Annotated in this window: 13 protein-coding genes; 12 read left to right on the top strand and 1 reads right to left on the bottom strand. The window is 44.2% G+C overall.

Going from position 1 to position 12992, the window contains the following annotated elements; translation table 11 throughout:
• The first annotated feature begins 134 nt into the window (after window positions 1–134).
• From JK188_RS12790 to JK188_RS12740, 11 genes are all read left to right on the top strand, one after another.
• Entirely contained in the window at window positions 135–410 is a 276-nt protein-coding gene (locus JK188_RS12790) for a helix-turn-helix domain-containing protein (RefSeq protein ID WP_036952128.1), read from the top strand.
• Window positions 411–559: 149 nt separating this feature from the next.
• Window positions 560–1108, top strand: coding sequence for a type 1 fimbrial major subunit FimA (gene fimA, locus JK188_RS12785; RefSeq protein ID WP_036952127.1), 549 nt, complete (start codon window positions 560–562; stop codon window positions 1106–1108).
• Between the two features lie 77 nt (window positions 1109–1185).
• A complete protein-coding gene (locus JK188_RS12780; protein ID WP_154609646.1) occupies window positions 1186–1722 on the top strand; it encodes a fimbrial protein in 537 nt (178 codons plus the stop codon).
• Between the two features lie 64 nt (window positions 1723–1786).
• The gene (locus JK188_RS12775) at window positions 1787–2485 is read left to right on the top strand and encodes a fimbria/pilus periplasmic chaperone (protein WP_036952256.1); all 699 of its coding nucleotides are present in this window, start codon (window positions 1787–1789) and stop codon (window positions 2483–2485) included.
• A gap of 86 nt (window positions 2486–2571) precedes the next feature.
• Window positions 2572–5208 carry a fimbrial biogenesis usher protein gene (locus JK188_RS12770; protein ID WP_211887807.1) on the top strand — a complete coding sequence of 879 codons (2637 nt, stop codon included), beginning with the start codon at window positions 2572–2574 and terminating at the stop codon, window positions 5206–5208.
• Between the two features lie 43 nt (window positions 5209–5251).
• Entirely contained in the window at window positions 5252–5755 is a 504-nt protein-coding gene (locus JK188_RS12765) for a fimbrial protein (protein WP_230086558.1), read from the top strand.
• Window positions 5756–5789: 34 nt separating this feature from the next.
• On the top strand, window positions 5790–6281 hold the full coding sequence (locus tag JK188_RS12760) for a fimbrial protein (RefSeq protein ID WP_036952250.1): 492 nt from the start codon (window positions 5790–5792) through the stop codon (window positions 6279–6281).
• Window positions 6282–6289: 8 nt separating this feature from the next.
• Entirely contained in the window at window positions 6290–7231 is a 942-nt protein-coding gene (locus JK188_RS12755) for a fimbrial protein (protein ID WP_211887809.1), read from the top strand.
• Between the two features lie 439 nt (window positions 7232–7670).
• Window positions 7671–8717, top strand: a complete 1047-nt coding sequence (locus JK188_RS12750) for a Fe(3+) ABC transporter substrate-binding protein (protein ID WP_249215521.1) — start codon at window positions 7671–7673, stop codon at window positions 8715–8717.
• A complete protein-coding gene (locus tag JK188_RS12745) occupies window positions 8701–10407 on the top strand; it encodes an ABC transporter permease (protein WP_211887810.1) in 1707 nt (568 codons plus the stop codon). Before JK188_RS12750 ends, JK188_RS12745 begins: the two co-directional genes overlap by 17 nt.
• A gap of 27 nt (window positions 10408–10434) precedes the next feature.
• Complete coding sequence (locus JK188_RS12740; RefSeq protein ID WP_036952118.1) at window positions 10435–11106, top strand: ABC transporter ATP-binding protein; 672 nt, start codon at window positions 10435–10437, stop codon at window positions 11104–11106.
• A gap of 49 nt (window positions 11107–11155) precedes the next feature.
• On the opposite strand, the gene yegD is transcribed toward JK188_RS12740, so the two are convergent.
• A complete protein-coding gene (gene yegD, locus JK188_RS12735) occupies window positions 11156–12508 on the bottom strand; it encodes a molecular chaperone (RefSeq protein ID WP_036952117.1) in 1353 nt (450 codons plus the stop codon).
• A 184-nt stretch (window positions 12509–12692) separates the two neighbouring features.
• Here yegD and JK188_RS12730 point away from each other — a divergent pair, with 184 nt between their 5' ends.
• The gene (locus tag JK188_RS12730; RefSeq protein WP_211887811.1) at window positions 12693–12929 is read left to right on the top strand and encodes a GDCCVxC domain-containing (seleno)protein; all 237 of its coding nucleotides are present in this window, start codon (window positions 12693–12695) and stop codon (window positions 12927–12929) included.
• Window positions 12930–12992 lie beyond the last annotated feature (63 nt).

The raw sequence follows: 12992 nt of genomic DNA, 5'->3' as shown, positions 1-12992 counted from the left end.
AGGCTCTTTTTCGATCGAAAAAAACAATTTTTAACTACAGTTTTAATTCTATAACTTAATAACAGCTGAAGCGTATTTTCCTATATCGATAATATAAAAAAATAATCAGCGAAATATGATCTGAGAGGTTTGAAATGCGAGACTATGAACCATTATCAAATAATATTGGCAGGATGTTAAAAGACTACCGTAGGCGCACAGGATTAACAGGAAGTGAATTGGCAAAGCGTATTAATGTAAGCCAACAGCAAATATCTCGATATGAAAACGGTGTGAATAATATATCATTTGACAAGCTTATCATACTATTTAATGCACTTGAGATGAGTAGCCGAGATATTGATGTTTTCTTCGAAAAAATGAAGTATCTGTTTGATTCTAGTGTATACAAACACTCGAAAATAGAGTGATAGACCCTTATTTTTTAAAATCATTCAAATTTAATTAAATTGTTTTAGGCAATTTAATTAAATTCGGTCGTTTTAATTATGGTGTCATGAAGTCTGTATTTGTTTTTTTCTATCAAGTTGTACTTAATAAATATACATAAGGAAATATTATGAAAGTTAAATCACTAGCACTTGTTGTTATTTCAGCTTTATCTTTAGGTTCAGTCGCTGCAATGGCTGCAACAACAACCGTAAACGGCGGCCAGGTACACTTTAAAGGTGAGCTAGTGAATGCAGCGTGTGCTGTTGATGCTGGTTCTGTAGAGCAAACTGTTCGTTTAGGTCAAGTTCGTACAGCTAAATTAGCTAAATTGGGCGATACCAGTGGTTCTGTTGGTTTCAACATCCAATTAAACGATTGTGATACAACAGTTGCTACTTCTGCAAAAGTTGCCTTTACCGGTGTTGCAGCAGATGCAACTAACCCAACTGTTTTATCTGTAGCTTCTTCAGCTTCAGGTGCAGCGACTAACGTTGGTATCCAAATTTTAGATGGTAAGAGCGCGCCTCTGGGTCTGGATGGTGCAACATTCAGTAACCCTATCACTCTGAATGACGGTGCAAACGTTCTGCCATTCCAAGCTCGTTACTTCGCACTGGGTGCAACAACTGCTGGTGTTGCTAACGCAGATGCAACCTTCGCTGTTCAATACGAGTAATCACTAAAAAGGATTAGGGATATCCCATTTGATAAGCCAAGGATGGCTTTTATTCACGAACCAAAAGGTGGAAGTTTATGAGAGAGCTGCTGGCAGTTTCACTCCTTCTGTTTTCTCCATTTTTGCAAGCTGGGAATAAATGGAAAGTTCAACTTCCTGGTGGTGGGATGCGCTTTCAAGGGGAATTAATTGCAGAAGGCTGCACTGTTGAAACTTCAGACCGTAATTTGGTAGTGAATATGGGGCAAGTGCGCACCAATGCATTCAAGGCTCCAGGTCAAGATTCAGCACCGACTGCGTTTGATCTTCATCTCCGAGAGTGTAGCAATGCAGTTAGCGAGTATGTATCCATTACCTTCAACGGTGTGGCTAATGAAAGGAACCCAGATATTTTTTCCATCGGTGATGGACCTAACACCGCGAAAGGTGTGGGAGTTGCCATTTTTGATTCAAAAAATACCTTAATTCCGGTGAATAGTGCTCCACTTAAAGTGGCGAACCTGCGTGATGGGGATATGACATTGCACTTTGTTGCTAAGTATCGTTCGACGAGCGAGAACATCATGGGCGGAAAAGCGAATGCTCAAGCATTATTCTCACTGACTTATGAATAAAAATATCGAAAAAGACAGTGACATATTTATTTCATTTTTTAGTAAAAAAAGGACAGATGTAAACATGAAAACCAGAAAAACATATAAGTTCATTACCGCCTTATTACTTTTACTCTGTTCGACCGTATCCACTCAGGTTTATGCAGGTGTTGCATTAGGTGCAACGCGAGTGATTTATCCTGCGGATCAAAAGCAGGTTCAACTTGCCGTGACCAATAATGATGAAAAGGGCGTTTTTCTGATCCAATCGTGGGTTGAAAATGCCAATGGTCAAAAAGATAGCCAATTTGCGATCACTCCGCCTCTTTTTACGATGAAAGGCGTTAAAGAAAATACATTGCGCATTATTGATGCGACCAATAACCAATTACCGAAAGATAGAGAAACGCTGTTTTGGCTGAATGTGAAAGCGATTCCAGCAATGGACAAAGCGAACATGAGCGAGAATACGTTGCAGTTAGCGATTATTAGCCGCATTAAATTGTATTACCGTCCTACAGGTCTCTCTATTGCGCCGGATAAAGTGGCTGAAGAATTACGCTTTAAGCGCCAAGGTAGCTCACTGATTGTGGTTAACCCAACGCCTTATTTTGCCACAGTTACAGATTTAAAAATCGGTGCAGCAAAATTGGATAACGTGCTTGTTCCTCCATTTGGTGATGCGTCAGTGAATGTTCCTTCCAATGGAAATGGTGCTATTAGCTACCAAACCATTAATGATTACGGCGCACTAACGCCGAAAATGACAGGAAAAATGCAGTAAAAACTTACGTTTTTATTTCTCGAAAATAATTAAACATCATTCCAAATTGGAAAATTTGCTGAGCAACATTGTTGAGCGGAGGGGACATGTCACATCTGACATCTGAAAAAGGGCTATTAATTTCAAAAAAAGGATCATTTTTGGGATGCAGATTCGAACGCCATTTTCCTTTGGTTCCGCTGGCATTCTTGATAGGCGCATGCCTTTATCCAACATGGGCGACGGCAGAGTTATATTTTAACCCTCGTTTCTTAGCGGATGATCCTTCAGCAGTCGCAGATTTATCTGCGTTTGAACAAGGGCAAGAAGTTCCTGAAGGGACTTATCGTGTTGATATTTATCTTAATGATGGCTATTTACTCACCCGGGATGTGAATTTTGTTCTGGATAAAAATGATAAACAGCTGTCCCCTTGTTTGACGCCTAATGAATTGGCCAAGATGGGGATCAATACATTAGCGCTGCCAGAATTACAGACGAAACCCAAAGATACCTGTGAACCATTGTCATCCACCGTAAAAGATTCAACGGCGAGATTTGATGTGGGCTTGCAACGGTTATATATCACCGTTCCACAACTGTTTATGAAAGATAAAGCGCGAGGTTTTATTCCGCCAGAGCTTTGGGATTCAGGGATCACGGCAGGGATTTTAAATTATAGCCTGACGGGAAGCAGCGCACGTAATCAAGACGGAAAGCACAGTAGCTATAACTATTTGAATCTACAAAGTGGTTTAAACTTTGGTGCGTGGCGCTTACGGGATAACTCCACATGGAGCCACAGCACAGGCACAGCAAATAGTGAAACTCGCTGGGAACATATCAATACCTATTTAGAGCGTGGCATCAATGTGATCCGCTCTCGTTTAACGCTGGGTGATAGCTACACTCCGGGAGAAATTTTCGACAGTGTTAACTTCCGAGGCATTCAATTAGCCTCGGACGACAATATGCTGCCTGAAAGCCAAAAAGGATTTGCGCCCGTGATCCGAGGGATCGCTCGCGGTACAGCGGATGTCTCTGTTAAGCAAAATGGCTATGAGATTTATCGCAACACATTCCCACCGGGACCGTTTGTGATTAACGATCTCTATTCAGCGGGGAATAGTGGTGATTTGCATGTGACGATCACGGAAGCGGATGGATCCGTACAGAGCTTCACCGTGCCGTATTCATCTGTTCCGTTGCTCCAACGTGAAGGGCATACACAATATGCCGTTACTGTAGGGGATTATCGTTCGGGAAGCGGCAATCAGGAAAAACCGACATTCTTACAAACTACGTTACTGCACGGTTTGTCATATGGCTGGACGCTCTATGGCGGAACTCAGTTAGCCAATCGTTACCAAGCTTTTAACGCAGGGATAGGTAAAAATATCGGTGTCTTTGGGGCGCTATCTATCGATATTACCCATGCCAATGCCAAATTACCGGATGACAGCAACCATCAAGGTCAGTCAATTCGTTTCTTATATAACAAATCTCTGAATGAAACGGGAACGATTATTCAGCTGGCGGGTTATCGGTATTCAACAAAGGGTTATTACTCATTTGCGGATACGACGTACAAACGGATGTCAGGGTATAACCTTGCGACGCAAGACGGCATTATCCAAGTGACACCTAAGTTTTCTGACTATTACAACTTAGCTTATAACAAGCGCGAAAAAATTCAGTTAACTCTAACCCAGCAGTTGGGTGAGCAATCCACTATGTATGTGACGGGAAGTCATGAAACATATTGGAATACCAGTAAAGCGGATAAGCAATTACAGGTAGGGATTAACACACTGATTAAAGGGATTAGTTGGGGATTAAGTTACAGTCTGTCCAAAAACTCATGGCAGGATGGCAACGACCAAATGCTGGCATTGAACGTCAACATTCCCTTTAGCCATTGGTTACGTTCAGACAGTCAGTCTATCTGGCGTAATGCCAGCGCAAGTTACAACGTTTCTCACGATCTCAAAGGTCGCGTAAACAACACCGCCGGTTTATACGGAACGTTATTGGAAGACAATAACTTAAGTTATAGCGTTCAAGCTGGGTATGCAGGCGGTGGACAAGGTAACTCTTCGGGGACAGGCTATACGTCACTGAACTATCGCGGGGCTTATGGAAATGCCAACGTCGGTTATAGCTATGCCGATAATATTCGCCAAGTTTACTACGGTGTGAGTGGGGGCGTCTTAGCTCATGAAAATGGATTAACGCTGAGCCAACCAATGAACGATACCGTGGTATTAGTGAAAGCGCCGGGTGCGGGACATGTGAAAGTCGAAAACCAAACCGGGGTTGAGACTGACTGGCGGGGCTATGCGGTATTACCTTATGCCACTGAATATCGTGAAAACCGTATTGCTTTGAATACCAATACGTTAGCGAATAACGTGGATCTGGATGATCCCGTTCTGAATGTGGTGCCAACTCGTGGCGCTGTCGTTCGCGCTGATTTCCAACCGAAAGTTGGGGTCAAAGTGCTGATGACATTAACTCGCCATGGAAAACCAGTGCCATTCGGCTCGGTTGTTTCTTCTGGTGAAAATAGTGGTGGCAATATTGTGGCGGAAGATGGGCAAGTTTACTTAACTGGTTTGCCGTTAACCGGACAATTAATCGCACGTTGGGGAGATGGGGCGGATGCTCAGTGTAAGGTCAATTACACACTGCCAGCAGAAAGCCAATATGAAATCCTCAGTAAGTATAGTGCCGAGTGCCTCTAAGGAGCCCATAGTGTTTGATAAATCGAATATTTTCTTAGCCTCAATGTTGACCTCTTTGTGCTTGTGTTCCAATGCATTGGCGGCGGATAGCACCATTAACATTACAGGCAATGTACGAGATAACACTTGTGCCGTGGCTCCTGGCTCACAAAATCAAGTGGTGGATTTGCTACTGAATGCGGTGAAACAGCTGCACTCAGTGGGGGAAGTGACGCCAACGGTACCGTTTCGTATTGAGCTAACACCTTGCGGTTCTGCGGTAACAGCAGTCAAAGTCGGGTTTGTCGGTATAGCAGACTCGAGTAATAAAACCTTGCTGGCATTAGAACCCGGTAGCGCAAATGCGACAGGGGCAGGAATTCAGATTTTAGACAGTGCTAAAGACCCATTAGTCCTCAATGCGGACTCAAATAATATTGCATGGACGCCTTTAGTGGCAGGAAAAGCCAATACGCTCAATTTCAATGCACGTCTAATGGCGTCAAAATTGCCCGTTACGGCAGGGCATATTCGAGCAACCGCCACATTTACGCTCGAATTCCAGTAAATAGAGGATGCGATGAATGACGTATAAATCAACAATGATGACAGCTTTATTTTTGGGGCTGTTATCTTCATCAATAACCTCCACACACGCGGCTGACGTAACAGTGACGGTCAATGGGAGCGTTGTTGCGAAACCTTGTACGGTATCAACCAAGACAGCCAATGTGGATCTGGGTGATCTTTACACGTTCAATTTGACCTCACCGGGGTCGGCATCGGATTGGCATACTGTGTCGCTGGATTTGACCAATTGCCCTGTTGGTACATCGGTAGTTATGGCGACCTTTAAAGGTGTCGCTGATTCGGTGGGATACTACAAAAACCAAGGTACGGCAGGCAATATCCAGCTGCAACTTCAAGATTCATCGGGCAATAACTTAAATAACGGCGCACAAAAACGCATGCCAGTCAGCGATGCAACGCTTTCAACGAGTTTTCCTTTACAAGTAAGAGCAATATCGGTGAGAGGCGGGGCGACACAAGGCACCATCCAAGCGGCAATTGATGTCACCTACACGTATCTGTGAGCAATATTATGAATATAAAACAGCTAGTTAAATTAATTTGTGTTAACTCATTTATCTATTTTGCTGGGGTTTCTTCGGTGTCTGCTTTTACCTGTTACGACTCAACAGGAAACGTTCTAAGCTACACACAAAGCCCAGTGACCGCCAATGCGTATGTTAACTTGCAGCCAAGTGTTCAAGCTGGTCAAAACTTAGTGGTGGATTTGTCGAATTCAATATTTTGTAAGAATGATGACCCATCAGCACGACGTGACCAAGTGAATATGATCCGTGGTTCCGCTTATGGTGGGGTATTGAATAACTTTCGAGGCTCATTGCGATATTATGGCTCAAGCTATACGTTCCCTTTGACTAACCCAACTCACCAGCAAGATTTTCCATCAGGCAATTACACCGCATGGAATACCCAATTGTATTTAACGCCTATTTCTGCTGCGGGTGGTGTAGTGGTTAATCGAGGAACCCACTTTGCAACATTGGTAATGTACCAAGTTGGTTCTAACATCGTGGGGGGCGGTAACGTCAATACATCGACCTTTACATGGAACTTGTATGCCAACAATGATGTTGTGGTGCCTATTGGTGGTTGTGATGTTTCTTCGCGTAATGTGGTGGTCAACTTACCGGAATATCCGGGAAGTGCTCAGCCGGTACCGTTATCTATCTATTGTGCTTCGAGCCAAAATATCTCCTACTATTTAACGGGAACAACCGATACGAGCAGCAATATTTTTGCTAATACACTGTCTGGTGCTAATGCCGCAAAAGGAGTAGGGATCCAAATGGTTCGCAATGGTAATGCAATTCCAGCAAACCAAAACGTTCAGTTAGGTCGAGTAGGAAGTTCAGCGGTGAACTTAGGACTAAGCGCGCGATATTCTAGAACTCAAGGTCAGGTGACGGCAGGGAAAGTGCAGTCGGTGATTGGCGTGACATTTATGTATGACTAGTGAATTGAATTAGATAGATGAAAAGGCTCAAGAAGAAATATCTTGAGCCTTTTTGCGTTAAATAAAGATTCATATGCTTAGCAAAAATTCGGATGATCCGTTGTGATAGGGGCAGTGGATCTTTTATCATTTTCCCATCGATAATAACTCAACCTATTAATATTATTGTAGAATATGGTCATCGCTATCGTTTTGGTAATATTGGCTGTTATTTTACAAATCCTGAATACAGACCATAGACCACCTGCAAAAAATCCTTCACAAAAGAATAAATACCAAATAATAAATTATAAATAAATTTTAATAGTCATTAATGCGTATTATTAACCGATGAAAACAATTTGCAAACGAGATTGGTTATCAATATACTTTTTTCGACCAGTTAAAAATACTCAATATACTAGTTTAAGCATCACTTCACCTTGGAGAAGATAGCAACATGTTGAAAAAAATGTATTTTTTACGTAATAAAACGCGTTTAATTACGTTGGCCTCATCGCTTATTATTACCTGTGCACTGCCTGCCATGGCAAAAGATTCCTTAACGTTATACACCACTCGTGAGCCAGGACTGATCCAGCCACTGCTGGATGCCTTTACCAAAGAAACTGCTATTGACGTCAACACTGTTTATGTCAAAGACGGTATGTTAGAGCGTGTCAAAGCGGAAGGTAAAAACTCCCCTGCGGACTTATTAATGACGGTGGATGCTGGGAACCTTATCGATTTAGTTGAAGCAGGCGTTACCCAGCCTGTTGATTCAAAAGTATTAACTGACGCTATTCCGGCTTCATTACGCGACAAAGATAACCAATGGTTTGGTTTATCTATGCGTGCTCGAGTGCTGTATGCGGAAAAAGATTTACCGCTAACTAGCATCACGTATGAAGATTTAGCCGATCCAAAATGGAAAGACAAAATTTGTATCCGCGCAGGTCAGCACCCGTATAACACAGCGTTAGTGGCAGCAATGATTGCTCACGACGGTGAAGCGAAAACGGAAGCATGGTTACGCGGCGTGAAAGCCAACTTAGCCCGTAAAGCGACGGGCGGTGATCGCGATGTCGCGCGTGATATTCTTGGCGGTATCTGCGATGTTGGTTTAGCGAACTCTTATTATGTGGGTCATATGAAAAATGCCAAAGAAGGCACTGACGCACGTAAATGGGGGGATGCTATCAAAGTGGTTCAGCCAACCTTTACTAACGGTGGAACACACGTCAACATCACTGGCGCAGCTGTTGCACGCCATGCTCCTCATAAAGCAGAAGCGGTTAAGTTGATGGAATATCTGGTTTCTGTTCCTGCTCAGCAACTGTACGCGCAAGCAAACTATGAATACCCAATTCGCAAAGGTGTTCCACTGGATGCCACTATCAATAACGCGATTGGGGAAATCAATGTGGATACCCTCCCACTTACCGAAATTGTGAAATACCGTAAACAAGCGAGTCAGTTGGTAGATAAAGTTGGATTCGATCAATAAAACTGGCTTAGCCTCTACGCGCGGGGCTTTCGGGCTGCCGCGTGTTGGTTTCTCGCCATTAACTCTCTCCGTGGTGGTCATTACGCTTGGCGTTCTGACCCCTTTGTTGTTTTTATTAGGTCTGGCTGCAAGCTCAGGATTCAGTCATTGGGAACATTTGATGCGCTATGTGCTTCCCGATGCCACCTTAAATACCTTAATTTTATTGCTGGGTGTTGGTGCCATGGTGATGACCATTGGCGCGGGGTGTGCCTGGCTGGTGACCGCGTTTGATTTTCCTGGTCGAAAGCTGTTTAGCTGGGCGCTGCTACTGCCCCTTGCTATGCCAACCTACATTGTAGCGTTTGCATGGTTAGATTTACTGCATCCTATTGGACCGATTCAAGAATTTATTCGTAGCGTGTTAGGGTACGACTCGCCGCGCCAATTCCGCCTTCCTGATCTTCGTTCGATGACGGGCGCCATTTTGCTGCTGGGTCTGGTGCTTTATCCCTATGTTTACTTGACCATGCGAGCCATGTTTATGAGCCAGCCAGCCCATTTGCTGGAAGCGGCTCGAACCCTTGGGCTCAGTTCCACGGGAACATTTTTCCGAGTGGCGTTACCTATGGCGCGCCCTGCTTTAGTAGTGGGTACTAGCCTCGCTCTGCTGGAAACCCTCAATGATATCGGCGCATCGGAATTTTTAGGTGTGAATACATTGACCGTGACGGTGTACACCACATGGGTGACTCGCTCTGATCTACCCGCTGCGGCGCAAATTGCCTGCTCGATGTTAACCGTGATTATCTTGTTGCTAGCATTAGAATATTACGGTCGAAAAAATCAGCGTTACAGTACTGGACGGCAAATGCGCGGGATCTTGCCATCGCGTTTGACGGGATGGCGCGCCATATTAGCGACGTGTGTCACCGCGCTACCTGTCGTGTTAGGTTTTTTAGCACCGGCACTTTTTTTAGGGTGGGAAAGCCTTAAACGCATCAGTGACAGCATGACAATCTCAAGCAGCCTGTTGCAATCACTACAAAACTCATTATTGCTAGCGGCGGGTGTCACCGTCGTTGTGACGTTGGTGAGCATTGTGGTGGCGTGGTATGCCAGAGCGAGTGCAATTTCTGGTTCATCTCAAGAGTGGCGACGAGCCTTAATGAAAATTGCGTCGCTGGGTTATGCAGTACCAGGAACGGTATTGGCGATTGGTTTGTTAACACCGGGTATGGCGCTGGATAATTTTCTGGCGGAGCTATTGGATTTTCGAGGATTACCGCTGTTATCTACGGGAATTTTATTGGTTATCTGCTGCTCGATTCGATTTATGGCTATCTCCATTGGGGCGATTGATGCTGGGTTAACCCGTATTCCGCCGAGTATGGAACAAGCCTCAAGGCTGTTAGGGGAAAGCGAGCTGCGAACGTTCTTTCGTGTGCATCTTCCGCTATTACGTCCGGCACTCGTCACCAGTGCTTTATTGGTTTTTGCGGATGCGATGAAAGAGTTGCCGACCACATTACTTTTACGTCCGGTGAATTTTGAGACGTTGGCAACCTCGCTATATGCGGAGGCAGCGCGAGGAACCTATGAAGAGGGCGCGATTGCGGCACTATTAATTGTGCTGGCAGGGACATTGCCTGTGATCCTCCTAGCGCGCAGTCAGCTAACATCATCTCAATCAAAACGGTCGTCTCAATAAAAATGATTATGTTAAGGAATGTCTTCAGTGTCAGATTCAACCTTAGTTCTTGACAATGTCCATGTTTCTTATGGCAGCAAACATCAACGTAACCATGTACTTAATGGTTTCTCTTTGCATATTGATGCTGGGGAAATTGGCTGTTTACTTGGGGCTTCAGGATGCGGAAAAACCACTGCCTTGAGAGCGATTGCTGGGTTTGAGCAGGTAGAGCAAGGAACCATCTACGTGGGTGGGCGCTGTGTAGCGGGTCCAAATCTTCATCTTCCGCCTGAACAGCGTAATGTTGGTATGGTTTTCCAAGATTATGCCTTGTTTCCTCATTTAACGGCGGCGCAGAACGTGGCATTTGGGCTAAGAAAACAGCCTAAAGAGCAGCAACACGCACGCGTTCAACAGCTATTAACCTTGGTTGAGTTGAGCGGCTTAGCGGAACGCTATCCTCACGAAATGTCGGGTGGTCAGCAGCAGCGTATTGCATTAGCACGAGCGTTAGCGCCACAGCCAGCGGTGCTGTTGCTGGATGAACCGCTTTCTAGCCTTGATCCAGATAGCCGAAAACGCTTAGGGCAAGAAGTGCGGGATATTTTACGTGCAGCGGGACAGACGGCGCTGTTAGTGACTCATAGTGAAGATGAAGCTCAGTTAATGGCAAATAAAATCAGTTACTTAAAAGAAGGGCGCTTACTCGAGGAGTAGTTGAGGATCGTGAAAACCCAATGCCGCAAAAACGGCATTGGGAAGTCGATTATTTAAAGCAGGTTTGCGCCCAGCGGGCTAACCCAGCGGTAACCGAGCCAAAGTCATCACCACGAACAATGGGAATGTTCGGCAGTTGTTCTTGAATCGCTTGATGTAAGATAGGCGAGCGGGCGCTACCACCGGTGACAAAAATAGCATCCGGTTGAACACCACCTTGTACAACGGCTTCTTTCACCAACTCAATCATTTTGCTTTTTGGTGATTCAATCGCATCAATTAGCTGATCACGTCCAATATTCACTTCAAGCAGCTCTTTAGATAATGCAATTTTCGCCAAGTAATTTTGCTCATCAGAGAGTGCGATTTTTGCCTCTTCCGCTTTGCGTACTATGCTGTAACCCAGCGTTTGGTGATAAACCTCGAGCAAACGTGCCAGCAAGGCTGGCTCTTGAGCATCTTGTTGTAAGCGGGTTAATGCATTGAGGTTCGCGCGAGAATAAAACTCTTTTTGCGCTTCCACATTATTAATGGCAATCGGGTTCCAAAACTGCAATAGAGGCATTTTGATTCCCGATTGATACTGGCTTTCCATACCAAAAAGCTGCATTAACTGTTTTAAGGCAATGAAAATATCCAGATCGTTTCCGCCAACACGTTGACCTGTATGTGCTAGCAAAGAACTTGTACGATCGTGGCTATCTTTGTAACTAGGCCCCATTTGGATCAGTGAGCAGTCGGTGGTTCCCCCACCAATATCCACCACTAAAATGGTCTGATCTTTGGTGAGGGTGGATTCATACTCTAACCCTGCGGCAACGGGCTCAAACTGGAACGCAATATTCTGAAATCCAGCACGTTTAGCGGCTTTTAATAAGATAGCTTCCGCTTGCTGATTCGCTAGCTCGCCACCACGTCCATGGAAGTTAATTGGGCGACCAATCACGGTGTCAGTGATGGTTTGTTGGGTACTTGCTTCGGCAGTATGCTTGATATTTGCCATCATGGCGCACACTAAATCTTCGAAGAAACTGACTTGGGTTTCGTGTAAGCCTGATGCACCTAAAAAAGACTTAGGTGATTTTACATAGTAGACATCACGAGGATCGCTTAAATATAAGTCCAGCGCAGCTTGCCCGAAAACAATATCTTCCGGCTCCAGTTCAATGCCTTCATCCTGATTAAACGCAATAGAGCGTCGGAGGATTTGCTGACCAACTGAGTCTGTTGGAGAAATATTCAGATGGCGAAATAAGTGCTCTGAAACCGATTCTCTTGTCGGCGCACACAAGGTTGATGGAATATAAAAATTGCTGCCTTCAAGGGGTAACAATTGAGGTTTACCATCTTTCATGATTGCGACGGAGCAGTTAGATGTTCCGTAGTCAAAACCAATAAACATTTCGCCTCCAAAATCTAGGGTGCTTTGAAAAAAGTGGAAAACTGTATATCAACCTTGCGGGAAATGCTATTGGAACTGCATTTTTATTTTGTGCGGGAAACCTAATTTGGCGCAAGGATAAGAGCAACATGATTTTGTAAGATAAATAGTATTATTTATTGGGAAAGACCCTATCGAGGATCAAATGAGTCAAGCTAAAATTGAATTGATATCTGAAATTACATGCCCAGAATGTGGATTTTCGAAAATAGAAGAGATGCCAACCAATGCTTGTCAGTGGTTTTATGAATGCACAGGTTGCGGTGTATTATTAAAGCCATTAGAAGGGGATTGCTGCGTTTTTTGTTCTTATGGCACAGTGAAATGCCCGCCAATCCAAGAAGCAGAATTAACAGGCAAGCCTTCATGTTGCTGTAAATAAAGTACCGAGAAAAATCATTAATTTCGTAGGGGATAGATAATATTCAATTAAGTATAATTATCT

The sequence above is a fragment of the Providencia sp. JGM181 genome, from assembly GCF_018257375.1.
GTDB lineage: Bacteria > Pseudomonadota > Gammaproteobacteria > Enterobacterales > Enterobacteriaceae > Providencia > Providencia lanzhouensis.
The sequence above is the reverse complement of the archived record's forward strand: the minus strand, read 5'-3'. Positions and strand labels throughout refer to the sequence as shown.

Bases quoted from the DNA above. Each gene is read 5' to 3' on its own strand.
- JK188_RS12760 (WP_036952250.1), top strand. From the start codon at position 5,790: ATGATGACAGCTTTATTTTTGGGGCTGTTATCTTCATCAATAACCTCC.
- JK188_RS12730 (WP_211887811.1), top strand. From the start codon at position 12,693: ATGAGTCAAGCTAAAATTGAATTGATATCTGAAATTACATGCCCAGAA.
- JK188_RS12780 (WP_154609646.1), top strand. From the start codon at position 1,186: ATGAGAGAGCTGCTGGCAGTTTCACTCCTTCTGTTTTCTCCATTTTTG.
- JK188_RS12770 (WP_211887807.1), top strand. From the start codon at position 2,572: ATGTCACATCTGACATCTGAAAAAGGGCTATTAATTTCAAAAAAAGGA.
- JK188_RS12750 (WP_249215521.1), top strand. From the start codon at position 7,671: ATGTTGAAAAAAATGTATTTTTTACGTAATAAAACGCGTTTAATTACG.
- JK188_RS12765 (WP_230086558.1), top strand. From the start codon at position 5,252: ATGTTGACCTCTTTGTGCTTGTGTTCCAATGCATTGGCGGCGGATAGC.
- fimA (WP_036952127.1), top strand. From the start codon at position 560: ATGAAAGTTAAATCACTAGCACTTGTTGTTATTTCAGCTTTATCTTTA.
- JK188_RS12755 (WP_211887809.1), top strand. From the start codon at position 6,290: ATGAATATAAAACAGCTAGTTAAATTAATTTGTGTTAACTCATTTATC.
- JK188_RS12790 (WP_036952128.1), top strand. From the start codon at position 135: ATGCGAGACTATGAACCATTATCAAATAATATTGGCAGGATGTTAAAA.
- JK188_RS12775 (WP_036952256.1), top strand. From the start codon at position 1,787: ATGAAAACCAGAAAAACATATAAGTTCATTACCGCCTTATTACTTTTA.
- yegD (WP_036952117.1), bottom strand. From the start codon at position 12,508: ATGTTTATTGGTTTTGACTACGGAACATCTAACTGCTCCGTCGCAATC.